Origin of the sequence: Acinetobacter puyangensis, from assembly GCF_900096995.1 — a bacterium.
Lineage (GTDB): Bacteria > Pseudomonadota > Gammaproteobacteria > Pseudomonadales > Moraxellaceae > Acinetobacter > Acinetobacter puyangensis.
On record NZ_OANT01000004.1, the window covers coordinates 210,469 to 236,239 of the forward strand.

The 25,771-nt window shown below is 39.5% G+C and carries 25 protein-coding genes and 6 tRNA genes; 25 read left to right on the top strand and 6 right to left on the bottom strand.

Annotated features, from left to right (window positions below; genetic code table 11):
• Positions 1-130 precede the first annotated feature (130 nt).
• Positions 131-451, top strand: coding sequence for a hypothetical protein (locus CRO21_RS09510; RefSeq protein WP_097079078.1), 321 nt, complete (start codon positions 131-133; stop codon positions 449-451).
• Positions 452-482: 31 nt separating this feature from the next.
• Here the strand turns inward: CRO21_RS09510 and CRO21_RS09515 are convergent, their stop codons facing one another.
• Positions 483-905, bottom strand: coding sequence for a hypothetical protein (locus tag CRO21_RS09515; RefSeq protein WP_097079079.1), 423 nt, complete (start codon positions 903-905; stop codon positions 483-485).
• Between the two features lie 208 nt (positions 906-1,113).
• On the opposite strand from CRO21_RS09515, the gene CRO21_RS09520 reads away from it, so the two are divergent.
• From CRO21_RS09520 to CRO21_RS17565, 7 genes are all read left to right on the top strand, one after another.
• Entirely contained in the window at positions 1,114-1,302 is a 189-nt protein-coding gene (locus tag CRO21_RS09520) for a hypothetical protein (RefSeq protein ID WP_097079080.1), read from the top strand.
• Between the two features lie 160 nt (positions 1,303-1,462).
• Positions 1,463-3,046 (top strand): mechanosensitive ion channel, encoded by a 1,584-nt coding sequence (locus tag CRO21_RS09525; protein ID WP_097079081.1) that lies wholly within the window; start codon positions 1,463-1,465, stop codon positions 3,044-3,046.
• Between the two features lie 463 nt (positions 3,047-3,509).
• On the top strand, positions 3,510-4,832 hold the full coding sequence (locus CRO21_RS09530; protein WP_097079082.1) for an amidase: 1,323 nt from the start codon (positions 3,510-3,512) through the stop codon (positions 4,830-4,832).
• Between the two features lie 14 nt (positions 4,833-4,846).
• Complete coding sequence (locus tag CRO21_RS09535; RefSeq protein WP_097079083.1) at positions 4,847-5,029, top strand: Sec-independent protein translocase subunit TatA; 183 nt, start codon at positions 4,847-4,849, stop codon at positions 5,027-5,029.
• Positions 5,030-5,041: 12 nt separating this feature from the next.
• Positions 5,042-5,437, top strand: a complete 396-nt coding sequence (gene tatB / locus CRO21_RS09540) for a Sec-independent protein translocase protein TatB (RefSeq protein ID WP_097079084.1) — start codon at positions 5,042-5,044, stop codon at positions 5,435-5,437.
• A gap of 1 nt (position 5,438) precedes the next feature.
• Positions 5,439-6,182: a twin-arginine translocase subunit TatC gene (gene tatC / locus CRO21_RS09545; RefSeq protein ID WP_097079085.1), complete on the top strand. Its 744-nt coding sequence runs from the start codon at positions 5,439-5,441 to the stop codon at positions 6,180-6,182.
• A 289-nt stretch (positions 6,183-6,471) separates the two neighbouring features.
• Entirely contained in the window at positions 6,472-6,618 is a 147-nt protein-coding gene (locus tag CRO21_RS17565; protein ID WP_171294022.1) for a hypothetical protein, read from the top strand.
• A 7-nt stretch (positions 6,619-6,625) separates the two neighbouring features.
• Here the strand turns inward: CRO21_RS17565 and CRO21_RS09550 are convergent, their stop codons facing one another.
• Complete coding sequence (locus CRO21_RS09550) at positions 6,626-7,822, bottom strand: BaiN/RdsA family NAD(P)/FAD-dependent oxidoreductase (RefSeq protein ID WP_097079086.1); 1,197 nt, start codon at positions 7,820-7,822, stop codon at positions 6,626-6,628.
• 128 nt (positions 7,823-7,950) lie between these two features.
• On the opposite strand from CRO21_RS09550, the gene CRO21_RS09555 reads away from it, so the two are divergent.
• On the top strand, positions 7,951-8,322 hold the full coding sequence (locus CRO21_RS09555) for a DUF4870 family protein (protein ID WP_097079087.1): 372 nt from the start codon (positions 7,951-7,953) through the stop codon (positions 8,320-8,322).
• On the opposite strand, the gene CRO21_RS09560 is transcribed toward CRO21_RS09555, so the two are convergent.
• Positions 8,319-9,188, bottom strand: coding sequence for a 1-aminocyclopropane-1-carboxylate deaminase/D-cysteine desulfhydrase (locus tag CRO21_RS09560; RefSeq protein WP_097079088.1), 870 nt, complete (start codon positions 9,186-9,188; stop codon positions 8,319-8,321). The genes CRO21_RS09555 and CRO21_RS09560 overlap by 4 nt on opposite strands.
• Positions 9,189-9,259: 71 nt before the next feature.
• On the opposite strand from CRO21_RS09560, the gene pdxA reads away from it, so the two are divergent.
• From pdxA to CRO21_RS09605, 9 genes are all read left to right on the top strand, one after another.
• Positions 9,260-10,240, top strand: a complete 981-nt coding sequence (gene pdxA / locus CRO21_RS09565) for a 4-hydroxythreonine-4-phosphate dehydrogenase PdxA (protein WP_097079089.1) — start codon at positions 9,260-9,262, stop codon at positions 10,238-10,240.
• A 39-nt stretch (positions 10,241-10,279) separates the two neighbouring features.
• Entirely contained in the window at positions 10,280-11,095 is an 816-nt protein-coding gene (gene rsmA, locus CRO21_RS09570; protein ID WP_097079090.1) for a 16S rRNA (adenine(1518)-N(6)/adenine(1519)-N(6))-dimethyltransferase RsmA, read from the top strand.
• Positions 11,096-11,947, top strand: a complete 852-nt coding sequence (locus CRO21_RS09575; protein ID WP_097079091.1) for a symmetrical bis(5'-nucleosyl)-tetraphosphatase — start codon at positions 11,096-11,098, stop codon at positions 11,945-11,947.
• Positions 11,948-12,107: 160 nt separating this feature from the next.
• A complete protein-coding gene (gene pilG, locus CRO21_RS09580; protein WP_097079092.1) occupies positions 12,108-12,491 on the top strand; it encodes a twitching motility response regulator PilG in 384 nt (127 codons plus the stop codon).
• 44 nt (positions 12,492-12,535) lie between these two features.
• Positions 12,536-12,904, top strand: coding sequence for a response regulator (locus tag CRO21_RS09585; protein WP_097079093.1), 369 nt, complete (start codon positions 12,536-12,538; stop codon positions 12,902-12,904).
• Positions 12,905-12,907: 3 nt separating this feature from the next.
• A complete protein-coding gene (locus CRO21_RS09590) occupies positions 12,908-13,432 on the top strand; it encodes a chemotaxis protein CheW (protein WP_097079094.1) in 525 nt (174 codons plus the stop codon).
• Positions 13,433-13,480: 48 nt separating this feature from the next.
• A complete protein-coding gene (locus CRO21_RS09595; protein WP_097079095.1) occupies positions 13,481-15,553 on the top strand; it encodes a methyl-accepting chemotaxis protein in 2,073 nt (690 codons plus the stop codon).
• Positions 15,554-15,723: 170 nt separating this feature from the next.
• Positions 15,724-21,036: a hybrid sensor histidine kinase/response regulator gene (locus tag CRO21_RS09600; RefSeq protein ID WP_097079096.1), complete on the top strand. Its 5,313-nt coding sequence runs from the start codon at positions 15,724-15,726 to the stop codon at positions 21,034-21,036.
• A gap of 30 nt (positions 21,037-21,066) precedes the next feature.
• Positions 21,067-21,522, top strand: a complete 456-nt coding sequence (locus tag CRO21_RS09605; protein ID WP_097079097.1) for a hypothetical protein — start codon at positions 21,067-21,069, stop codon at positions 21,520-21,522.
• 61 nt (positions 21,523-21,583) lie between these two features.
• Here the strand turns inward: CRO21_RS09605 and dapE are convergent, their stop codons facing one another.
• The 3 genes from dapE to CRO21_RS09620 all read right to left on the bottom strand — a co-directional run bounded on the left by dapE (position 21,584) and on the right by CRO21_RS09620 (position 24,020).
• On the bottom strand, positions 21,584-22,717 hold the full coding sequence (dapE, locus tag CRO21_RS09610; RefSeq protein ID WP_097079098.1) for a succinyl-diaminopimelate desuccinylase: 1,134 nt from the start codon (positions 22,715-22,717) through the stop codon (positions 21,584-21,586).
• 149 nt (positions 22,718-22,866) lie between these two features.
• On the bottom strand, positions 22,867-23,010 hold the full coding sequence (locus CRO21_RS09615; protein WP_087621623.1) for an entericidin A/B family lipoprotein: 144 nt from the start codon (positions 23,008-23,010) through the stop codon (positions 22,867-22,869).
• A 149-nt stretch (positions 23,011-23,159) separates the two neighbouring features.
• Entirely contained in the window at positions 23,160-24,020 is an 861-nt protein-coding gene (locus CRO21_RS09620) for a DUF1853 family protein (protein ID WP_097079099.1), read from the bottom strand.
• Positions 24,021-24,119: 99 nt separating this feature from the next.
• Between CRO21_RS09620 and CRO21_RS09625 the strand changes: the two genes are divergently transcribed.
• The 7 genes from CRO21_RS09625 to CRO21_RS09655 all read left to right on the top strand — a co-directional run bounded on the left by CRO21_RS09625 (position 24,120) and on the right by CRO21_RS09655 (position 25,491).
• Positions 24,120-24,506 (top strand): YbaN family protein, encoded by a 387-nt coding sequence (locus CRO21_RS09625; RefSeq protein WP_097079100.1) that lies wholly within the window; start codon positions 24,120-24,122, stop codon positions 24,504-24,506.
• A 164-nt stretch (positions 24,507-24,670) separates the two neighbouring features.
• A tRNA-Val gene (locus CRO21_RS09630) sits at positions 24,671-24,746 on the top strand.
• Between the two features lie 26 nt (positions 24,747-24,772).
• Positions 24,773-24,849, top strand: a tRNA-Asp gene (locus CRO21_RS09635).
• Between the two features lie 37 nt (positions 24,850-24,886).
• A tRNA-Asp gene (locus tag CRO21_RS09640) sits at positions 24,887-24,963 on the top strand.
• A gap of 141 nt (positions 24,964-25,104) precedes the next feature.
• Positions 25,105-25,180 (top strand) — tRNA-Val (locus tag CRO21_RS09645).
• 61 nt (positions 25,181-25,241) lie between these two features.
• Positions 25,242-25,318: transfer RNA gene (locus CRO21_RS09650), tRNA-Asp, on the top strand.
• Positions 25,319-25,415: 97 nt separating this feature from the next.
• Positions 25,416-25,491, top strand: a tRNA-Val gene (locus tag CRO21_RS09655).
• Positions 25,492-25,771: the final 280 nt, after the last annotated feature.

Consider the following 25,771-nt stretch of genomic DNA (forward strand, 5'->3'; position numbering starts at 1 on the left):
GTGATTCTTTCATTGAAATTAATTTTATCTATATAAAACAAGTGCTTTTATCCAGAACTGACGTTTATTTACACAAACTTAAATCTAAACCTTATATCTCGACGGTCGTATATCGTGTTGTGAGGTGTAAATGAATGATACAGCAGCAAAGAAAATCGGATTGATCCCTCTTAAAGCATTTTTTGTAGGTTTGGGATGGGTGATTATAGCGATTCTGCTTAATCTTATTTTTCCCTATCAGGGTGGATGGCCTGCACTGTCCAGAGCAGTCGTCTTTATTTTTATTTTAATAGCTGCTGGCGTGTATAGCGTCGGTTTCTTTATCGTTTCATTATATTTGTGCTGGACGTATAGCAAGCATGTCGATCTTAATGTGGTGCCAGCACAATGGGCAGCGGGATTGTACGGTAGTACTATAATTCTTTTGCTTTTATTTTGGTTTTCAATCTAATAAATTTAATTTTAAGTATTCTCGACAAGAATTAATGAACAAACATATCCATAAATTCACGAATTTCCTTGATGGCATGATTGACATCGCTACATAACCAAGTCGGATCAAAAATGCTGGCGTAAGATTCCATCTGATCGGGCGCAACGACAAGGCGTATCAGACAATCTTCTTCCTGTAAGCGCCACGGGGTAAGCACCAGATCATTATCAATAAATGCATTAAAATCATGAATATCAATAATCATGGCATTGACGCATTCTGGAAATGGCATCAATGAAAACTCCTCGATACGGCGACGACAATATTCAATATCCCCCCAAGTCAATTCGGAGTCAGGTTTGGAAAATTTAACAATGCCGACAAGATGTTGGTCACGTGTCTTATGCAACCAGCATTGATGACTAACATCGGTCGCAAGAGATAAACTAACGGGGATCAGGCGATAAGCCATATACGGCAACACCAATAAAAAAGGGTCAACTATTATAGATGCCAATTGGCAAACTTCAAGCTAAAAATATAATTGTGAATATTTCCTTTATAAATTGTCAACATACTATAGCCATACAAAGTTAGCCAAAACGATACATTTTAAAACACATACACTTAGCTTGCTTTGTTAGCATAAAAAATATACAAATTACAAGGAGTAATATGCTATGACTTCACAACAACCTGGCAATGATCCCGAAGAGTTAAGCCCAAAAGAAAAAACTAAACGTGTTAAATATATTGGGATAGCAGTTGCTCTATTTTTCCTCATTTGTTTAATCATTATGTTGGTGAATATCAAACCCAATCCGATGGAATTACCGGCACAGCAAAATAATCAACAACAGGAGCAATAGTCAAGAAATACATATGTTTAATAATCTTTCATTTGATGTAAAAGTCAAGTAAAGATAATGATTCAATTAGAGAAAAAGCACAGAGCTGTCTCTATCGTCAAAATAAGTTACACGTATAGTACGGGTAATTTAAAAGTAAAATTATAAGGGGAATACTGGTATGAATGAGCACTTTGGCTTTAATCAAGCAGGACAACGTCTTGATTTTTACTACTTTTGGGATCAATTCCATCCAATATTAGGTGCCATTGCCATCTTTATTGTCGGTTGGATTGCAGCTTTATTAATTTCTGGAGGAATTAAAAAGCTACTGGAAAAAATTCATCTCAATCAAAAGCTTAATCAGTCAACGCAAACAGGTACAGATATCGAGCAAATTTTTGCCAGAATTATATTCTGGTTTATTTTGATCATTGCCATTGTTGCGGGTTTAAATGTACTGAATCTACATTCGGTCAGTGCACCGTTTGCCAATATGGTGGGTGAAGTTCTGGCATTCATTCCAACTTTAATTGCGGCTGCAATTGTGAGTTTGGTTGGTTGGCTTGTGGCGACACTGGTACGTGCAGGTTTAAACAAGGCACTTGCCCGCACACAACTTGATGAAAAGCTCAGTCAGGATGTAGGCGTTGCACCTTTAAGCAAAAATATTGCTGAAATTAGTTATTGGTTAATTTTATTAATATTTTTACCGATTGTGCTGTCGATCCTTGGCTTAAATGGTTTACTTGCACCAGTACAGGTGATGGTAACGGAAGCGGTTTCATTTATTCCGAATCTCTTTATTGCCGGTATCATTGTTTTTGCCGGTTATATTCTTGCCAAAATCGTGCGTGGTATCGTGGAAGGCTTGGCCAATAGTCTGGGATTGCAAACACAAGCCGAAAAAATTGGTGTATTTAAACAAACCAATTTGCCAAAATTATTAGGGTCTTTCGTATTCACTGTGGTCATCATCACTGCATTGATTATTGCATTTGATGCACTTGGCGTAGAGTCGATTTCTCAACCTGCAACCTCCATGTTGAATCAAATTCTTGTCGCCATTCCTAATATTTTAGGCGCTGCAATTATTCTGATTATTGCCTATGTGGTTGCACGTTTTGTCGGGCAGTTGGTGGCAGAATTACTTGCAGGTACAGGCATTGATAATATTCCTGCAAAACTGGATGTACAGCGCTTTTTGGGTGAACAAAAAATTTCCAGCTTTATCGGATTTTTGATTGTGTTCTTCACTATGCTGTTTGCCACTGCCGAAGCAGCGAATCGACTGGACTTTGGTCAGGTCAGTGCTTTGATCAGTATGTTTATCCAGTTTGGTGCAAACATTCTGTTAGGTGCTGTGATTCTGGTGATTGGTTTCTGGTTAGCCAATACGGTTGCCAATGTGGTTCAACGTGGCGAATATAACAGTTCGCGCTGGTTGGGTAATTTGGTCCGTATTTTGATTATGGGACTGGTTATTGCCATGGGCTTGCGTGCCATGGGCATTGCCGATTCTATCGTCAACCTTGCATTTGGTTTAACACTTGGTGGTGTCGCTGTGGCGTTTGCACTGGCCTTTGGTCTGGGTGGTCGTCAACCAGCAGAACGTTTGTTAACTAAACTGATTGATAAAGCCGAAAAAGAGGCCAATCAACCTAATCCGATTACACCTGCAACTGATTCAAACGCAGCGGTAAATTTACCGACAGGTGTTGCAGACATTAATCTGCATCCAGAGGATGACCAACACAAACTTTAATCGCTGCGCTTAAAATCAGCAGATTTAAGTTTTGAGATAAAAGCCACTTCGGTGGCTTTTCTTATTTAAGTAATAGGATCCATTGATATTAGCTGTGTGAAATTTAATACTAGAGCGTATTGAGACGTAGTCACATATTAAATTTGAGTTAAAAATAAAGAATTGTTTATTCTATTTTTGTAGATCTATATTGCGTTAATCAGCTTGTCAATATAAATATATTGGTTAGGATGCTTGCCTTATCTAAGCATAATTTTTCTCATTTTTCACAGCAAACATTAAATTTTAATAAACCCTGATAATTGATAATAAATTTTTTAGATTTATTCTAACTTTAAATCGTTATTGCTGAATTATTAGCCAATCTTAAATGACAGAAAAAATTCAAAGTTGGCAAAATAATATTTGGTATATTCCTTGCTTAAATTGACAGGAGTTTTTTAATTAACAGAATAGGATTAAAATGAATCGCCGTGAGTTCTTAAAGAAATCTACTTTAGGCCTAGTTGCTTTATCTGCCTTACCTTCTATTGCTAAAGCAATAGGTACAGGTAACATACAATTGAATAATTATAATATTAATGATGTGGCTAATGATCCTAATGACCCATTAGGTGCATTTATGAATTATGGTAAAATTCATTTAAAAACAACAAATAAAGGTCCATTGCATGGTAAAACTTTTGCAATAAAGGACAATTTTCACTTAATTGGATACCCTACAGGTGCTGGGAATCCAGATTGGTTAAAGACACATGGTATTGAAAAGTCTTCAGCACCTGTAGTTAATCTACTATTGGCTGCCGGTGCAACCCTTGTGGGGAAAACACATATGGATGAACTGGCTTGGAGCCTTATGGGAAAAAACGCACAGTATGGAATCCCTATTAATAAAAATGCACCAAATCGAATCCCAGGTGGATCATCAAGTGGTTCTGCTTCAGCGGTATCTGGAAAAGTTGTTGATTTTGCATTAGGTACTGATACGGGGGGGTCTATACGTGTGCCAGCATCTTTTTCAGGACTATTTGGCTTAAGACCAACACATGGTCGTATTTCATTGGAAGGTGTGGTTCCGCTGGCGCCCTCCTTTGATACCGTTGGCTGGTTCAGTCGAGATACTACTACTTTTGAAACTGTAGGGCATGTGCTATTTGGTGTAGAAAGAACAGTAAAACCTAAGAAAATTCTATTAGCAGATGATATTTGGAAAGCAGCAGGTGCAGATGTTTCAGGAGCAGTTCAATATGGACTAGATACATTACAAAAAAAACTCAACATTCCAATAGAGCATATAGAACTAGGCAAGAATGATGATTTAAAACAGTGGGGCAAAGCTTTTAGTACAATTCAATCAAGTGAAATTTGGCGAGAATTAGGTTCTTGGGTAGAACAAAATAATCCTCAATTTGGACCCGGAATTAGTGATCGATTTAAGGCTGCAAAACAAGTCAAAACTGAGCAAGTAATAGAGGCTCAGAAGCTAAGATTAAATGTCACAAAAAAATTATCTAGTTTGCTGGCAAATGGAACAATTTTAATTTATCCAACTGTCCCCGGGATTGCGCCGAGAATAGATACATCAGAAGCGGATTTAAATACTTTTCGAGCAAAAATGCTAGAAATGCTGTGTCCTGCTGGATTTGCAGGATTACCTCAAATGAATTTACCAGTCGGTATTTTAGATAATTGTCCTGTAGGTTTATCTGTTGTTGGTGCTCAGAACACAGATTCACAACTATTAGCATTATCACATTTAGTTGAAGTTCGTGGACAAAAGAATTAAAGGAGACAATGAATATGGCTGGGTTATCTATTTGGCACGTTTTAATTTTTCTAATAGTAGTTATTTTATTATTTGGTACCTCCAAGTTAAAAAATCTTGGTAAGGATGTGGGCGGTGCAGTTAAAGATTTTCGTAAATCAATCCAAGAGGATGAAAAAAACCTTCCTGAAAATAAAAAAGATCAATCAAAGTTATAAATAGGTTTCTATATGTTTAATGTTGGCTTAGGTGAATTATTAGTTTTTATCATAATTACCGTAATTATACTTGGGCCAACTAGACTACCGGAAGGTATAAGAATGTTTTTAAATTCATATAGAAAATTAAAGTTAATGATGATGAATGTTCAAAATGATATTGATAAAGAATTAAAATTATTTGAATTACAAAGTCAGCTTCAAGAAGAAATGCAAAAAATTAAAGAACTAGAAGATAAGCTCCATGATAGGTTCCAATCTATAGAAGAATTTATTAAACATCAAAAAAATGATAGTGAAAATATAGATTTTATATATACTCCACTTGAAATTAATATTTATGCACCTACAAACTATCATTTATTTTTTTATAAAATAAATCTTCAGAAGGTTAAAAAGGTAGCATAAAATGATAACAGTAAGTAAATATAAGGAAGTGAGTTTTTGGGATCATATTCAAGACTTACGTAAATTTTTTATTCAATGTATTACTGTTTTTATTATAGTATTCTTGTGTCTATTACCATTTGCAAAATCTTTATATAATATTTTATCTGCACCTCTACAGGAAATACTACCTAAGAATGCACATATTATTGCTACAGAAGTTACCACAACATTTTTAGTTCCAATGTTGCTTACGGCATATGTTGGCTTGCTATTGGTTGCTCCATTAATAATGTGTTTGATTTGGAATTATTTAAAATCAGCGCTATATAATCATGAAAAAAAGTTGCTTTCTATTTTTTGTAGTTTAGGATTGGTGCTTTTTTATTTTGGTAATATTTTTGCATTTTATATAACATTGCCATCAGTTTTACACTTTTTCATAATGATGTCTCCTGATTCCGTATTGCCTATGACAGATATTTATAGTTATTTTAGTTTCTGTATAAAGCTATTATTGGTTTTTGGTATTATTTTTGAGATTCCTCTACTTGTGTTGGCATTAACGACACTTAATATTATTCATATAAATTCTTTAAAAAAGAAACGTAGATTCATTATCGTAGGATTTTTTTTCATATCAATGTTTATAACACCGCCTGACGCATTAAGTATGCTTTTGCTGGCAATCCCAATGTGTTTACTATTTGAATCAGGACTTATATTAGCTAAAATTTTAAATAAAACATACGGTGAGACATCTTGAGATAACATGTTTTAGATAGTCTACTATGGAGACTAACTTTTACTCGGACCTTGCCTATAATCATCTTCGTTTCTTTTAGCAATTTGTTCTTTCACGAAGAGTTTTAATATTTCATTCATAGAAAATTTAGCCTATTTTTTATGCAGTTACGCTTGCCATTTGAACCCTTTTTCTCAACGATTATTGTGTCTAATATATATCGTTATGTAAGTTGTTAGACAATTTTTAAGGCTAAAATTTGATCAAATATTTACAATGATCAAGTGTTCATTAAATTGTGAGAATTGGCATGAAATATCGTCCAAATGTGAAATTTATCCCAGCATTGATTGTCGGGACAATGATCTTTTTTATCGGTTCTGCGATAAAATTTGTGTTTTATCGTGATACAAAACAGGAACATGAGGAAACCTTTATTGAAAATGCAAACCACTGATGACGGGCTATACCACTTCACCAGCAACAAATCCCGATGACCATGCCCACTGAAAGTTGTAGCCACCCAAATGTCCTGTGACATCCAGTACTTCACCAATAAAGTATAAGCCGTGTTGTTTTTTACTTTGCATGGTTTTCGAGGATACCTCATCGGCACTTACACCGCCTAAAGTCACTTCGGCTGTACGATAACCTTCCGTGCCAGACGGTTTGACAGTAAAGCCCTGTAGCTGCTTAGCAATATCTTGCAAAATCGCATCACTCAGTTGACCAATGTGTATTTCACTATATTTTTGCCAGATCCAGTGCTGTAATTCCAGCACCACACTTTTGGGTAAAAATTCATTTAATAAAGTACGTAATAAGACTTTCGGTTGTTGCTGTTTTTTATGCAGTAAAAAATCAAAGACCTCGAGTTTGGGTGAAAAGTTAATCTGGAAGGCTTGTCCAACATCCCAATAATTAGACAGTTGCAAACTACTGGGGCCGCTTAGACCACGATGGGTAAAGAGTAGGGCTTCATTAAAACTGGTTTGATCATTACTCAAGGTTACATCAATCGCATTACCACTGAGTTTTGCTGTGGTTTCCTTAAACTGATCACTAAAAGTAAAAGGTACCAAACCTGCCCGTGTTGGATAGACATGGTGTCCAAACTGTTTTGCAATCTGATAGCCAATACCTGAACCGCCCAGACTTGGAATCGATAAACCACCACTGGCAATGACCAGTGATTCACATTGAAATTGACCAATATTGCTGCTGATCTGAAAAGAAGCGTCTAATTTTTCAACCTGGTGTACTTCGGCTTGTACTTGAATATCAACGTTTTGTGTTTGCTGACATTGATCGAGTAGCATCTCCAAAATATGTTTTGCGCCATCAAGGGTAAATAGTTTGCCCAAATCACGTTCTTCGTAAGCAATACCATAATCGCAAACCATGCCGATAAAATCCCAGTTTGTATAACGGGAGAGTGCGGAAATGACAAAATGCGGATTGTGACAGATATAATTTTCTGCTTCGACTGAGAGATTGGTAAAATTACATTTTCCACCGCCGGACATCAGAATTTTTTTACCGATTTTATTGGCTTTTTCCAAGACTAAAACTTTGCGTCCCCGTTTGCCTGCCTGTGCGGCACACATTAATCCGGCTGCACCAGCTCCAACAATAATGACATCAAAAAAAGTGTTAGACATGCCGAGCTCGCAGGATAAAACGCTAAATTATACGTTTCCTCGGCATGAAAGTGTAGAAAATCATATAGGATTGTAATGGGAAATATGCTATAAAAATAATAATTATTATCAAAAAAAGTGCTGCTATCATGACAATTAATAACAACATTCATCAAACTAATCCTGATTTCTCTAATCATGAATCATTACGGCAATATACATTGGTGATTTATATTCTCTATGCATTGAGTATCGTGGTGGGCATTACCAGTATTGTCGCCATTATCATGAATTATATTAAACGTGAAGAAGTGCAGGAAACATGGTTACAAAGCCATTTTGACTGGCAAATCAAGACTTTTTGGTACACCTTATTGGGTGGCATTATTGGCTTTGTCCTAATGCTGATTTTAATTGGCTATCTTGTGGTATTTGTCGTTAGTGTCTGGTTTATTTATCGTATTGTAAAAGGTTTGGTTGTATTTTTGGACAATAAACCGATTGGTAATGGCTGGTTTTAATGACTTGCTGCAAAAGCCTGCAAGCCGCCTGTATGAATAAATAAAATCCGCGTTGATGCAGGGAAATGATTGTCCTGCATCATTTTGTAGAGTTGATAGAAAGCCTTGCCAGTGTAGATGGGTTCTAACGGTACATCATATTGCTGTTGAATTTCGGCAATAAAATCTGTAAGTGTTGTATTAAATTTGCCATATCCACTGAAAGTTTCTTCAGAATAAACAGACCAGTTATTTTTCGTGGTCCATTGCTGGATTTCTGCTTTTAAAAAATCACCTTTTAAGGCAGAAAATCCAATCACATGTTGCTGTGTAGAACTGCGATTGATTAGGCCGGAAATCGTGCCGCCTGTTCCTACTGCACAACAAATTACATCAAAATTTTCTCGATCATACTCCGTTAAAATTTCCTCACAGCCTTGAACGGCCAAAGCATTGCTTCCGCCTTCGGGAATGATATAGGCATCGGGATAACGCTGTTGTAGTTGTTGTAAAAATTCTGCTGTATGTTTTAGTCGATAATCCTGCCGCGAGATAAATTCCAGTTGCATGCCCAATTTTTTTGCTGTTGCTAATGTGGCATTTAAACTTTGATGCTGTAACTCTTGTCCTCGAATCACACCGATACTGTGAAAGCCATATTCATATGCAGCATGGGCAAGCGCAAAAATATGATTAGAATATGCACCGCCAAAACTCAAGAGCCGGTTATATCCTAGCTGTCTGGCAGCCAGCAAATTATATTTGAGTTTAAAAAATTTGTTGCCGGAAATATTGGGGTGAACCAGATCAAGTCGCTTGATTGTGATGCTGATATCATTGGCAAACGAAATTTTTTGATAAGGAATAGCAAGTACTTGATCAAACATGAATATAAAAACTTTAGCTTTGCTGTAATTCTTGCGACAATACTACAATATCCTGAATAAATTGAAATGCGATGAATGCAAAATTGCCTTTATATGTCACCAGTGGCGAACCTGCTGGAATAGGTCCTGATATTTGTCTTGATCTGGCAGGGCGTGTTGATCAGCGACCGCTTGTGGTACTGGCAGATCGTCAGTTATTACAACAACGCGCCGAGCACTTGGCCAAAGCGGTAGAGTTGGTTGACTATGTCGGACAAACCGAGGCAAGTGCTGTCGGGCAATTATATGTACAGCATATTCCTCTCAATGTTGCAGTGACCCTTGGACAACTCGATGCACATAATGCAGATTATGTGATTCGTCAGTTGGCTTTGGCAGCTAATATGGCATTACAAAACAAAAGTGCTGGTATTGTGACTGCACCGGTACAAAAATCGGTCATCAATGATGCAGGTCTGGCATTTAGTGGACATACCGAATTCTTTCAGGAAAAAGCCGGCGTTGCCCGTGTGGTGATGATGCTTGCCACCAAGAATTTACGGGTTGCCTTGGCGACGACACATTTGCCGCTGCGTAACGTGGCAGATGCCATTACCGAACAGCGTCTGACGCAGGTGATTGATATATTAATCCATGATTTGCAAAGCAAATTTAAAATTTCCGATCCTAGAATTTTGGTTTGTGGTTTAAACCCACATGCCGGTGAGGATGGCTATTTGGGTGATGAAGAAATCAAGGTGATTAATCCTGTATTGCATCGCTATCAACAGCAAGGCATAAACATCAGTGATGCGATGCCGGCGGATACCTTATTTACCCCTGAGCATTTGCAGCATGCCGATGCGGTATTGGCGATGTATCACGATCAGGGCCTGCCTGTGTTAAAATCACAGGGCTTTGGTGAAGCGATCAATATTACACTAGGCTTGCCTTTTATTCGTACCTCAGTTGATCATGGTACGGCCTTAAGTCTGGCTGGAACAGGACTGGCAAAAAGCTCAAGTTTGATGGTCGCAACGGATCTGGCTTTACAGATGGCCCAATCTGCATAGATTTTAGTAAATTGAATAAACCACATTAGGAAGAATTGCATGTATCAAATTAATGCCCTAAACCCAAAAGACGAAGGGCATCAGGCACGAAAACGTTTTGGTCAGAACTTTTTGCATGATCAGCGTGTAATCGAAAAAATTGTACGTGCAGTCAATCCGAGACGCGATGATAACGTGGTGGAAATTGGACCGGGTCTGGCGGCATTAACCTCACCGCTGATTGCAGAAGTTGATCAGCTGACGGTGGTTGAACTGGATCGTGACTTGGCTGCGGGTCTACCGAATCGTGTCCTACATCCAGAGCGGTTGAGCATTGTCGAAGCGGACGCACTTAAGTTCGATTTTTCCAGTCTGGCAACAGAAAAGCCTTTGCGAGTGGTTGGAAATCTACCTTATAACATTTCTACACCACTGCTTTTCCATCTGGTACAACAGGGAAAAGTGGTACAGGACATGCACTTTATGTTGCAGAAAGAAGTGGTTGAACGTATTACCGCTTCACCCAACAGCAAAGAGTATGGTCGTCTTTCTGTCATGTTGCAGTATTATTGTAAGGCAACCTATTTATTTGAAGTACCAGCCGGTGCATTTAATCCTCCGCCCAAAGTCACCAGTGCGGTATTCCGTTTAGAACCTTATCTGGATAAACCGATTATTGCGAAAAGTGAGAAAAATCTGGCAGCACTGGTCGCACATGTGTTTACCCAGCGTCGTAAAACATTACGTAATAGTTTGAAAGGTAAATTGGATGAGGCCGGATTTGCACAGGCAGGAGTAGATCCGATGGCACGACCAGAAACTTTGTCTTTGACCCAATTCGTTGCTTTATCTGATGCATGCACAGAGTTATTTTAGATGAACACTGATGTTAAAAAATTTCGTCATACCTATGTGATTGGCGATTTACAGGGCTGTTTTGCCGCATTAAAGGCCTTACTCAAAGAGATTCAGTTTGATCCTTCACAGGATTTTATTTATTTTACGGGTGATCTGGTGGCAAGAGGAGAGGACTCACTTTCCTGTCTGCGTTTTGTTAAAAAACTGTGTGATCAGGGCGCTGCTGCGACAGTATTGGGTAATCATGATTTAACACTGATTGCGACTGGTCGTGGTTTTAAAAAAGTAAAGGAAAAAGATCAGACTCAGCCAATTTTTGATGCCATTGATGGCAGTGACTTGATCGACTGGTTACGTCATCAACCTTTATTGATTGAAATTAATTCGCATGCTGTGCTGACCCATGCAGGTATTCCACATATTTGGTCACTGGCTCAAGTCAGACAATTTGCCCAAGAAGTTGAGCAGGTGTTGCAGTCAGATCTGGAGACACTGGATCATTTTTTGCTTGAGATGTTTGGTGCCAAACCAGATATTTGGTCAGATGATTTAAAAGGAACTGAACGATTACGTGTGATTGTCAATTATTTAACTCGCATGCGGATTATTAATCAGGCCGGTCATCTGGATTTTGAGTTTAAGGAAAGTCTCGATGATCCGATGCCGCAAGGTTTTAAACCTTGGTTTATTTTTGAAAGTCAGATCACAAAAACGCATGACATATTATTTGGTCATTGGGCAGCATTAGAGGCCAAAGAAATACATCCGCATATTGTTGCGCTGGATGGCGGTTGTGTCTGGGGCGGCAGGCTGGTTGCCTATGAAATCAATACTCGACAAAAATACTCAATTTTCAATCCTTTAGCCTAAGCATACTAATTGATTTTATTGTGATTTTCATCACAATATATTTTTTGTGAAGTGGCAAAGTTTGATTGGAAAAGCAGGGTATCTATGTTAAAAAAGAAGAATAAAATATAGTGTTGATGTATTCAATACGATATGAATTTGTTTTGGGATCCCGAGTAAAATGGAAGACAAACTTCGCAATTTAAAAGTAATGATTATAGACGATTCAAAAACGATTCGTCGTACTGCGGAAACATTGTTGCAACGTGAGGGGTGTCAGGTTGTAACAGCAATTGATGGTTTTGATGCTTTGGCAAAAATTGCCGAAACTAATCCAGATATTATTTTTGCAGACATCATGATGCCGCGTTTAGATGGTTACCAGACCTGTGCATTGATTAAAAATAATCAAAATTATCAGAATATCCCAGTGATTATGCTATCAAGTAAGGATGGCTTGTTCGATCAAGCAAAAGGCAAGATTGTGGGTTCAGAGCAGTATCTAACTAAACCGTTTAGTAAAGAAGAGTTATTTGAAGCAATTAAGAATCACGTGGCACTGTAAGTACAAGAACGGGCGTTTATACAATTTAGAATAAGGATCTTTGTATGGCTAGCATCTTAATTATCGATGACTCCCCAACCGAAACATTTCGTTTTAAAGAAATTTTAACGAAACATGGTTTTAGCACGATTGAAGCAAGCAATGGTGCAGATGGCGTCACACTTGCAAAAACGGAACAGCCGGATCTCATCCTTATGGATGTGGTGATGCCGGGTGTAAATGGATTTCAGGCAACCCGTCAGATTACCCGTTCACCAGAGACCCAACATATTCCGGTGGTGATTGTCAGTACCAAAGATCAGGCCACAGATCGCCTATGGGGAAAACGTCAAGGTGCCAAAGATTATTTGGTCAAACCTGTGGATGAAAACAAGCTGATTGAAACCATCAATAGCTATTTGAATGTGAATTAAGTCATGGCAGCTAAGGGATTTATTGAACTTCTTCGCTTGGCAGATCGAGGTAAAAAAAGACAAGTCAGTCTGATTGATCCGCAATCAAGATGGTCCGGTGTTGCATTTGAGATATTGGGTAAATATTTTGTTGCGCCGCTGGGTGATGTTGCCGAAGTGATTTATCTGCCGGAGTGGACACCCATTCCAAGAACCAAAGTCTGGTCTTGTGGTGTTGCAAATCTACGTGGACGATTGCTGTCTATTACAGATTTATCGGCTTTTATTGCAAATTCTGCCATAGAGATTAAACCGACCAGTAAAATTTTGTGTTTGTCTCATTCTGAATATTATTGTGGGGTCATTGTCGATCAGGTTTTCGGGATTCAGCATTTTAATACGCAAAGCTATTTTAAAAAATCTGATGCGTTGTCTGAGCCTTTTAAGGAATTTTGTCAGGGTCATTTTATTCATCAGAACAAACCCTGGCATGTATTTATGCTAAGAGATTTGCTCAATAGTCAACGTTTTATGAATCCATCATTATAGTCATAGCAGTTTTGCTAAATTATTAAGGTATTTAGGGGGAGAGCTTGCATGGGCTTGGGGCTAGGAAAAAACAAAAGTAATCAGGGGCGGTCTCGCAATCCTGCATTTAATAAAGCAGGAAAATTATTAGATCAACTTGCCTCGTTCTTTGGTGGGGATCGACAGCAAGCGATTCGTTATCTGGGTTTGTTATTTGTTTCATTACTGGTATCGATCATCTTGTTCTTTGCGGTGCTCTGGTCGAACAGTCGCGAAACGACCTTAACCCGTAATATCGGAGACTTGCGTTTACTGTCGCAGCAAATCTCAAAACAGTCCGCAGAAGCGGCTGTGCAGGGTGATGAAAAAATCGTTAACACGTTAAAACAGAACCAGACTCAATTCACTCAAGCACTGGATACCGTTGTCAATATCCATGGTAATGATGAGAAAATCCAGAAGCTGGTGGCGGACTGGAAGATTACCAATAGCAACATCGATTTAATTGTAAAACGTCAAAAAACCATCAGTACGCTACAAGGTTTAGGCCTGCAAATTACCGAAGCGATACCGGGAATGCAATCTGAATATAACTTGCTGGTCGATGAAATGACACGTGCTGGTTATTCTGCCTCACAAGTTGCCTTGGCGAAAAATCAGGTCTATTTGGCTGAACGTATTTTACGCTCGATTAATACAGTATTGACGGGGAATGAAAATTCTGTTGAATATGCCGATAACTTTAGTACCGATACAGAAACATTCGGTACCTATTTAAACGGTCAGCTTAATGGCAGTGCAGAAAATGGTGTAGAACGTATTGGCGATCCTAAAATGCGCCAAATTCTTGAAGGTATTCAAACCGAATATGATCAAGTCTTAAAAAGTGCCGCAGTCAATGTGTTGGTGAACTCTGCACCGCTGCTGGAAGTGCGTCAGGCCTCGGCAAAAATATTTAGTCAATCTGACGAGTTACTGGAAACCTTAAATTCGCTTGCAGAAGAAACCCATTCTTATGTAACACTGTTGTCGATTCTATTGGCGATTACTGTATTAGCAGCGGCATTTGCGGTGTATAAGTTACTTAACTTGCGTAACAAAGCCGACCAGCAACGCGTATTAGGCTTGCAGGAAGAATATGATCGTAACCAAAATGCGATTTTACGATTATTGGATGAAATTGCTGATTTGGCTGATGGTGATTTACGTTCATATGCAACGGTATCCGAAGACTTTACCGGTGCAATTGCCGACTCGATTAACTTTGCGATTGACCAGTTACGTGATCTGGTTTCCCGTATCAATACCACCTCAGAAGAAGTGGCAAAATACTCACAGGAAACCCAACACATTACCATGCAATTGTCAGAAGCGTCTGAACACAATGCACAGGAAATTGCGGGTGCTTCTGCTGCGATCAGTCAAATGGCGATCTCAATTGATCAGGTATCGGCAAACTCACTGGAATCTGCCGAAGTTGCTAAACGCTCGGTTAATATCGCAACCAATGGTGCAAATGTGGTAAATCGTACTATTGAAGGGATGGATACCATTCGTGAACAGATTCAGGAAACGTCAAAACGTATTAAACGTCTGGGTGAATCTTCTCAGGAAATTGGTAATATTGTCTCACTGATTAACGATATTGCAGACCAAACCAACATCCTCGCATTGAATGCTGCGATTCAGGCCTCAATGGCAGGGGAAGCAGGTCGTGGTTTTGCGGTGGTTGCTGATGAGGTGCAACGTCTTGCAGAGCGTTCTGCAACTGCAACCAAACAGATTGAGTCACTGGTGAAAACAATTCAAACGGATACCAATGAAGCGGTGACCTCGATGGAATTAACCACTACCGAAGTGGTAAGAGGGACTACACTTGCCAAAGATGCAGGTATTGCACTGGATGAGATTCAAAATGTATCGGGAACATTGGCAAGCCTGATTCAAAACATTTCAGATGCGGCACGTGAACAGGCAGGTTCTGCAAGTCACATTTCGCAAACCATGAATGTGGTCCAAGACATTACCATACAGACCACATCATCTACCATGGAAGCGGCGCGTTCTGTTACCGAGCTTTCACATATGGCTGAGGCTTTACGTGAATCGGTGACCGACTTTAAGTTACCTGAAAATATGTAACTTGCTATCCGATGTAATCAGTTGATTACATCGGAAGATAACCAACTTTTATTGAATAAAATGTATTTGCGCATACGAACAACAAATGGATTTTCAGATTGAAATAGAAAGATTTAGTTTGAAAATTTATTGTTCACACAGCATTTGATGGTATAGAAGAAGCAAAGCTTATGAACGAAGTTTTAAAAGAATTAATTAGTCATATTGAGCTTCCCACTGATCAATTGAAAGATCAGGATCCAGAAATTCGTGAAATTTTTATTGAAGAAGTACAGGAAATTATCGAGTTTCTGGATTCTGTTTTGCCGCAGTGGCTTGATAATCCATCAAATCAGATAATTCTGACCGATATACGTCGTTCTTATCATACCTTAAAAGGCTCTGGTCGGATGGCTGGTGCCTTATCGTCCGCTGAACTGGCCTGGGCGGTGGAGGAGATGTTAAATCGTGTAATGGCAGGGGTGATCTCACTTAATAAGGACGTACAGGAACTGGTTTATTCTGTTGCGATCTTATATAAAATACTGGTGCTGGATTTTGAAAACGGTGAGGGTCATCAGATTGATATTCGATCATGGATTGTGACAGCAAATCGCTTACGAGATATGCAGGAAGTTGAACCTGCATTACGTTTCACTATTGAGTATTATCAAGCCCAAGATACTCTAGTTGAAAATATTGGTGAAAGTGTATTCGAATCTGACACATCACAGTCTGAGGTTGAGGAAACTATTGCAAGTCCAGTAGAGCTTGACAATCTTGAACTCGTAGAAGAGACAGAACGTACTGAAAATATAGAAGAAACCAATTATCTTGTAGAAATTGAAAATATAGAAAATTTTGAAAGCATAGGTGATGTTGAAAGCGTAGAAGATCAAACACTAGAAATCTTTCTGGAAGAAAGTGCAGAACATCTACAGATTATTTCCAGTTTCTGGCATTTGCAGCATGAACCTAGTGTGGAAGAGTTTAACCAGTTGATTCGGGCTGTACATACAATTCGTGGTAGTTCTGGCATGGTGGGTGTCGATTCGATTTTTGTAGCCAGTAGCAATGTCGAAAATGTCTTTAAACATATTGATCAGGATCGATATCCACAATTAAATGCAGAAAAACAGCTATTACTTGAATATCATGAATATGTGAATGCCTATATTGGTGTGCTGTCTGACGATAAGACATCTGATCAATTGGCCTTGCTGGATGAGGCTTTTGCACATACTTTTGCCTTGTTTGAAGCTGATTATGGTATTGATAACAATGATAAAAATACACAAGGACTGGTTTCTAAGCTTCTGGATTTAGGTATTAATGATTTACTTGATGCCGAGTTTGCTTTTGTCGAAGAAGCTGAAGCTGGTTTGATGGGTTATTTGATCAGCTTATTAGAGCAAGCTGAAATTTTGCAAACGCATCTCTATGCCAAGCAAACAGAGTCATTACGCAAAGTTACCCAATATTTAGACCAGTGTTATCACGCTCTATTAAATCAAAAAATTTCCGTACAACAACATTTGGACTTATTCAAAAAAGTTCAGGCTTTACATCAATATCTGATTGATGCTTTTGATGGCCTGGCATCAGGTCAAAATGTTGCTATTACCCATTTGGTTGAAGCCGAGTTTGAGCAAGTCCTGTCAGAAATTCAGGAAGTTGATATACCTCATCGCTCTCTAGTCTTAACGGACAATGTATTGCCTGCAAACGTTTCATATGACAGTACTTTATCTAAAGATACTGCATTACAAGGTATTGATACAGAACATGCTGATATCGAAAGTCGTGATCATATACAGACACAACATGCCAATATAGTATTTGATGCCGAATTGCTGGATATTTTTCTGGAAGAATCCTATGAGCTTGTGGCTGCAATGGATGCAGATTTCAATTTATGGGAACAAAATCCGGAAAATACACAGGTTTTGAAAGATCTCTTTCGTTATTTGCATACCTTAAAAGGTGGTGCAAATATGATTCAGGCTACGCATCTGGGTGAGATTGCACATGAGCTGGAGAGCATTTATGAACGCATCTTAAATGGTCGGATTCAGCCTTCTATAACAGCGATACAAAGCATACGATATGCACAAGATGAGATTGCTGCACGGTTGCAACAATTACGTGATCATGCCATTGATGAGGATAATCCTGATCTGATCGCCAGTTTAAGGGCGATTTCTCATGCTGCACAGTCTAGTTTACAGGCTCCACAGATTATTGTGCATGACGATGCAAATGAAATCATGGTAGATCAGACAGCTCTATCTGTATTGTCCGATCATGTGGATTCTGTTCAGGATCAAGCGCAGGAATCCGATCAGGATCAATCTACTGCACAGCAGCATGTGATTGATTTTGAATGGGTTGAACCTGATCTTTCTGTTCAACAGGCTGCTACTTTAGATCAGGCGCATCAGGTTGCCACATCGCAAGATGAGCAACAAGATGTCGAACCCATGTCTGAACCACAAGGTTTTGATGATGAGTTACTGGCCATCTTTCTGGAAGAGTCTGATGAACTGGTTGCGGCAATGGATACTGATTTCAATGCGTGGCAGCAGAACCCGGAAAATACACAACTTTTAAAAAATCTGTTTCGCTATTTGCATACCTTAAAAGGTGGGGCAAATATGGTGCAGGCAAGCCATCTTGGTGAGATTGCACATGAACTGGAAAATATTTATGAACGTGTACTGAATGGGCAAGTTTCACCTTCTACGCAAGTCATGCAAACGATTCGTTACGTACAAGATGATATTGCCATTAGACTGCAAAAATTACGTGATCAGTCCATTGATGAAGCAAATCCTGCTTTAATTGCCGATTTACATCGGATTGCGGCAGGTGAAATAGTTGCCGATTTGGGTATCCAGTCATTGGTGCAACATGACCAATCTGAGGTTGGTGAACAAGTCATTGAGAGTAATACGGATACAGCAGCAGAAAATACGATTACAGATGCTGCTCAACCTATTTCAGAATTGTCTGAATCTGTTAACTCTGATGTTGTAGAACCAGTTTCCGTTGAAACTCAGGATCAGCATAGCGCTGAAACAGCCTTGTTATCGTCTGAAGTAACAAGCGATACGGTTAATTCTACGATTCCACCACTACTCGCACATGCAATTGCCGAAGGTGACGAAGAAAAAATTGTTATTGTAGAAAGCTATATCGAAGAAGCACAGGAATTGCTGAAACAAGGCGAAACCGTATTCGAGCAATGGCGTAATGATCGTAATAACCGTAGGATCTTGCTGACCTTACAACGTGCATATCATACCTTGAAAGGCAATTCCCGCGTTGTGCATGAACAGTTGGTTGCTGATATTGCATATCAACTTGAAACAGTATTTGAGCGGTTTTCAATTCATCAATTTGCCTCAGAACGCTATGATCATTTGATTCAACAGGCGCAAGCGTGGTTGTATCATGCCATTTTAAATGGCAGCTTTGATGGTGCAAGTGAGTTAAAAGCGCGTTTGCAAGCGATTAAATATCAGGATTCACAGTTGCCTGCCGATGAAGAGTTGGGCAGTGAAACGATTGATTTTGCTACGGTTGCACAATATGACGTGGTACAAGGCGATGGTTCGACACCACCACCGATGTATGCAGAAGTTGAGAAGAATCATGAAACCCAAGCACAGGAACAAATCCGTATTTCTGCCGATCTGGTTGAAAAAATGATTGATCTCTCTGGTGAAAGTGCCATTAACCGTTCCCGTATCGAACTGGATTTGGGACAAATGAATTTTACCTTATCTGAAATGGAACTTGCCATTCAGCGTCTTGCGGATCAGCTGCGTCGAATGGAAGGTGAGTTGGAAACACAAATTCTGGTGAAACATGAAATAACCGGTCAGCGTTATGGTGAGTTTGATCCACTGGAAATGGACCAATATTCGGCATTGAACCAGTTGTCAAAGTCACTGGCGGAATCTGCATCGGATTTAATTGATTTTAAAACCACATTGTCGGAAAAAATTCGTGATACAGAGAATCTGCTGTTACAGCAATCCCGTATCCAGAATGAATTACAGCAAAGTTTAATGGGGACACGTCTGGTACCATTTACCCGCCTGTTACCACGGTTACAGCGTTTAGTACGTCAGACTTCCACCCAGCTCAATCGACCAGTTGAGTTGAATATCGAGAATACCGAAGGCGAGTTGGACCGTAATATTCTGGAACGTCTGGTTTCTCCACTTGAACATATGTTGCGTAATGCAATTGACCATGGGATTGAAGATCCGGAAACCCGTAAACAGTTGGGTAAATCTACAACAGGGCATATCAATTTAAATATCGCCCGTGAAGCGAATGATATTCTAATCATTTTTTCTGATGATGGTCACGGCATTGATGTCGCCGCAGTCAAACAGAAAGCAGAGCAAAATGGCCTGATTACAGCGGGTGTACAGATCAGTGATGTCGATCTGATGCAATATATCTTCCATTCCGGATTAACCACTGCTCAAAAAGTCACGCAAATTTCTGGACGTGGTGTCGGTCTTGATGTGGTACAAAGTGAGATCAAATCACTGGGTGGTCATGTCAGTGTCAATTCGGAATTGGGCAAAGGGACAGAATTTACCATACGCGTACCAACCACTGTGGCAGTTAGTGATGCCTTGATGGTCCGGGTAGGTGAGCAGCAATTTGCTTTACCCCTTGCACAAATTGAACGTATTGTTCGGGTATCACCAGTGGCATTGGCCGAATATTACGACAGCAAGGCTGAACAGTTTGAACTGGATCAGACTTCTTATCGCTTACGTTATGTCGGTGAGTTTGTGACCGGACAAGCAAAACCTGTATTTAATAATATGGGTTCATCCGTCCCGGTAATTATTTTTAATAGTGCTGGTCGTTCGGTTGCATTACAAGTGGATCAACTGGTCGGTTCTCGTGCGCAAATTGTAATTAAACCTATTGGTAAGCAAATGTCATCTGTCGGTTCAGTCGGCGGTGCAACCATTCTTGCCGATGGTCGTGTCTGTCTGATTCTGGACGGACAGAATATTGCACGACTGGTATTGACTACTGCCCGGGCACATCGGGTTGAACAGATTGTGCAACAGCCTGCGGAAATTCGAGCATCTCGTAGAACCGTGATGGTAGTCGATGATTCGGTGACTGTACGTAAAGTGACATCACGCTTGCTAGAACGTAATGGCTTTGATGTTGTGACGGCTAAAGATGGTGTAGAAGCGATAGAAAAACTGGCATCGATTACACCAGACTTGATGCTATTGGATATTGAAATGCCACGTATGGACGGTTTTGAAGTGGCAAATTACATCCGTCATGATTCACAACACAAGCATTTACCCATCATCATGATTACTTCACGTACTGGTGAAAAACATCGTGAACATGCCTTTAGTCTGGGTGTAAATGATTATATGGGCAAACCTTTCCAGGAAGCAGAACTTCTGGACAATATCCATAAAATTTTGGGTATGGAAAAAGTTTTTTAATTTAAAAGATTTATTTGAAAGGAGCCGATAATGCAACAGGATATTGTGCATGATTCAGCACTGGATTTAACACAGGAACAGATTCAGCGTCTGATTGCGACATCGACAGGGTTTATCGAAGCTTATGTCATTCCTGCGTACGGCGATGCAGCAATCCTTTTACCACAGAATATGGTGCTATCCGCAATGAATGTGCCGGCAAATGTGAATGAGGTTGAGTGGCATGATAAGCATCTGCCTACGTATATAGTGCACCGTCCAGAGCTACATGAAGTGACTGCACTGGTGATTGAGGGGGAAGATGAGTCGACACGTTTTGCGATCCTATGTGATGCAATGCCGGAGAGTATGCGCTTGCGTATTTCAGGGGTATTGGATGTGGAGAGGGAAACACCAAAATTTGTTTATCAATACGTTAAAGTGGATGAGCAACAATATCAAATTCCACATTTAAGCAATATTCAAAAAGATTTGTTTCAGGGCTAAAACTAAATAAAAACTTGCTGGTGTATTGATACTACCAGCAAGCGCTTTAAAACAAATTCTATTAAGTGAGTAAGTTGATTAGGATCTGTTCATAGATTTCGGCTAATGGTTCCAGATCATTGACATTAACATGCTCATTGATCTGATGGATTGTGGCATTTAATACACCGAGTTCAATCACCTGTGCGCCTGTGGGTGCAATAAAACGACCATCAGAAGTACCGCCACTAGTGGAAAGCGTGGTTTGTCTGCCTGTTATGGTTTCAATTGCCTGTTTCGCTGCATTAACCAATTCGCCCACAGGGGTTAAAAATGGCAGTCCCGATAAAGTCCAGTCAATATGATAATCCAGTTGGTATTGATCTAAAATAGCATACACACGTTGTTGCAAGACATCTGATGTGACTTCGGTAGAATAGCGAAAGTTAAATGTCACTGTTAATGTATCTGGAATGACATTGGTTGCACCAGTTCCTGCCTGAATATTGGAAATCTGGAAACTGGTGGCAGGAAAGTATTCATTGCCATTGTCCCATACTTCTTTGCACAGTGTGTCCAGTGCACTTGTCGCCAGATGGATTGGATTGCGCGCCAGATGAGGATATGCGACATGCCCTTGTTTGCCTTGTACCGTTAATACGCCATTGAGCGAACCACGACGACCATTTTTGATAATATCGCCCAATTCATTGGTGCTAGAAGGTTCACCCACTAAACACCAGGTGATTTTTTCTTGTCGTGCTTCTAGTGTTTCGACTACCTTCACTGTGCCATTAATTGAAGGGCCTTCCTCATCAGAGGTAATTAAATAGGCGATGGAACCTTGATGATCTGGATATTTTGCGACAAAGCGTTCAGTTGCGACTACCATTGCGGCCAATGCAGTTTTCATGTCTGCACTGCCACGTCCATATAATTTTTGATCTCGGATTTCCGGTTCAAACGGCGCAGAATCCCATGCTTCCAGTTTTCCGGTCGGGACAACATCGGTATGTCCTGCAAAACAAAAGAGAGGTGATGTGGTGCCTTTGCGTGCCCATAAATTATCGACATCTTCAAAACGCATGGGTTCAATCTCAAAACCGATCTGAGTCAATCGATCTGCAATGATGGTTTGGCAATGGTGATCTACAGGTGTAACGGAAGGCTGTTTGAGGAGTTCTAAACTTAAAGCAAGCGTATCTGAATGTTGCATGGAGAAAGGCTATATATAATGAATTATTGTAATAGTATAACAATTTTAAGCTGGAAATAACGAAAACTGCATAAAAAAATACCCCTTACAATGAATGTAAGGGGTAATGCATCTACGATGTTATCAAAGATTACTAGATCACATGTAGATTACAGTTTTTTCTGAGTATCCGTTGCAGCTTGTGAAACTTTATCACCAGCTTTTGAAACGTCTTCTCCAACACCTTTAAATGTGTTACAACCAGTAATTACAACAGCAGATAGAATTGCGAAAGTTGCTAGCATTTTCTTCATCAGCTTACTCCATATATTTCAATATTTGTTTGTTATGCGGATTTGTCTAGGACATGATTAGAATGCTTGATTTAATGCGATTTTTCAGTGAAGAATAGGTTATATCTTGTTGCTTTACTGTGTAAAACACAGGTTTTATGCAAATGTCACTATACTTTTATATTAAAAAGTGATTTACGGTTTGCTAACCGTAGCATTAAAAAATGATTTTGTGCGGCGTCATAATATAATCCGTCTGTCCACCAGCGAATTAAATCTATATCGCTATGATGAATTTCCTGGAAAGGGCATAGCCACTCCTGTCTATACAACCGTCGCCATTTGCCATTATCAGGAATATGATCTAGCCATTTTCCCAACTGACGAGCGCAGTTTAACCAACTTGGAATATTGGCATGATGCGGAGGTAAATAGAGTTGACCTTTAACAATGGCATAGCGATCTTCAATCGGATAACCGAGTGCATGATCAAACTGAAATTGCTTTTGAGTAAGATGATTGAGTTTATGTACAAAAGTATCTTGTGGATTTAAACCAACCCATTGATTTAAACTTAAATCGGGTGCAGCCAAATAATATTTTAAACAGACTTCCCAGTGTTCAATACGATGATTCATTTTATTTTTTAATAAAAAATCGATTTCTCCCAGCGTTTTTCCACCGCAATGACTTTGAATGCTATGTCCTAATAACTCGAAATAATGATTTTGAGCATCCTGTAACCAGAACCATAGTAATGCTTCAAATCTTAAACCGAGTCGGGTACTTTTAATTTTTGACAAAAATGCAATTAATTCCTGCGGGTGATGATCTAAATCATGGAGACGGGGCTGATAGGCAGCATAGTAATCCTGCCATGCCTGATCGTCATGGAGATCAATGGTACGGCTGGAGGTAATTTCTTCTGGAAAATGGTGAATAAGGTTGGGACTGGCAATTGCAAATGCCAATTGCCTAACAACAGGCGTTTTGAAATTGAGCCAAGGCTCAAAATAATGGGAGGAAGACATGAGTAAAAGGACTTTTTGAGAAAAATCTCATTCGGAAAATATACATACTATAGGATGAAAAACTTTATACTAGCATCATTCCTCTTTTGAGCAACTTTCATGCGTGTAATTTTTTGGCGATGCTTGGTGATTATTTTTATCACACTGGGTGTGATAGGCGCAATTTTACCGGGAATGCCAACGACAGTATTTTTAATTCTGGCCGCATGGGCAGCATCAAAAGGGTGGCCAAAAATGGATGCTTGGTTGCTCAATCATCCTAAATATGGCCCTACGCTAAAAGACTGGCGGGAAAATGGTACTGTACCCAGACGGGCAAAATGGATTGCTTCTAGCATGATGTTGATCAGCGGTGTAATCATGTTATTTACCACTGCGCCATGGTGGGTCAAATTGTTTACAAATACGGTAATGCTGGTTGTTGCCATCTGGCTATGGTGTCGTCCGGAACCGCAAGCACAAAAGAATGGGCAAATTGAACGTTAAATTTTACTGCTAAATTGGGGTTGTTTAAAAAAACAACGAAAGCAAACTATTTGATCTTTAAAATATTTATTTTTTAGACAATTGAACTGAAATTTAAAAAAAATGCGTAAAAGCGTTTGACAGGCGATAAAGATTCTCTATAATGCACCTCACAAACACGCTATGGGCGCTTAGCTCAGTTGGTAGAGCGTCTGCCTTACAAGCAGAATGTCGGCGGTTCGATCCCGTCAGCGCCCACCATAGTTTGTTTGAGTACAAGACTAAATGCAGCGGTAGTTCAGTTGGTTAGAATATCGGCCTGTCACGCCGAGGGTCGCGGGTTCGAGTCCCGTCCGCTGCGCCATTTGAGTTTTGTATGTGATTTAAGTTTTTTGTGAAGTGCAGCGGTAGTTCAGTTGGTTAGAATATCGGCCTGTCACGCCGAGGGTCGCGGGTTCGAGTCCCGTCCGCTGCGCCATTTTATAAAGACTTAAATTGATGAGTCGAATGTAAGTCTGAAAATTAAAATTTTCACTTATATTCAAAAAAGTGTTACAGCATATGCTACGCACTTTGTTTGTCTTGCACTTCGTTTAAAACAATGTTTTAAACTCGTTCAGGGCGCTTAGCTCAGTTGGTAGAGCGTCTGCCTTACAAGCAGAATGTCGGCGGTTCGATCCCGTCAGCGCCCACCACTTATCCTTTGAGTGGTTAAATAAAAGGGAATGACCTGAATTTATGCAATAAATTCGAGATGCAGCGGTAGTTCAGTTGGTTAGAATATCGGCCTGTCACGCCGAGGGTCGCGGGTTCGAGTCCCGTCCGCTGCGCCATTTTATAAAGACTTAAATTAATGAGTCGAATGTAGGTTTGAAAATTAAAATTTTCACTTGCGCTCGGGCAAAACAATGTTTTGCTAATCCTCGCTCAGGGCGCTTAGCTCAGTTGGTAGAGCGTCTGCCTTACAAGCAGAATGTCGGCGGTTCGATCCCGTCAGCGCCCACCATATTCGAATTAAAATCATAAAAAATTATATCTTCGATTTCCTAAGTCTATTAAAATCTCATGTTCAAAATAAACAATATTTGTTTTTTATCAAGCAAACTGTCTAGTAATAGCTTTTATAGTATTTCGATAATACGTTGGTCTTGACGGTTTCGATGTGGCAGTATATGACATCTTTTCCAGCATGCTTTCCTGGTTAGTCGAGTGAAATCAATGCTAAATGATGTTTCTTTAGGAAGAGCAGGATCTCAAACTACTAAAAATAATTTTGCAGTTTTTTA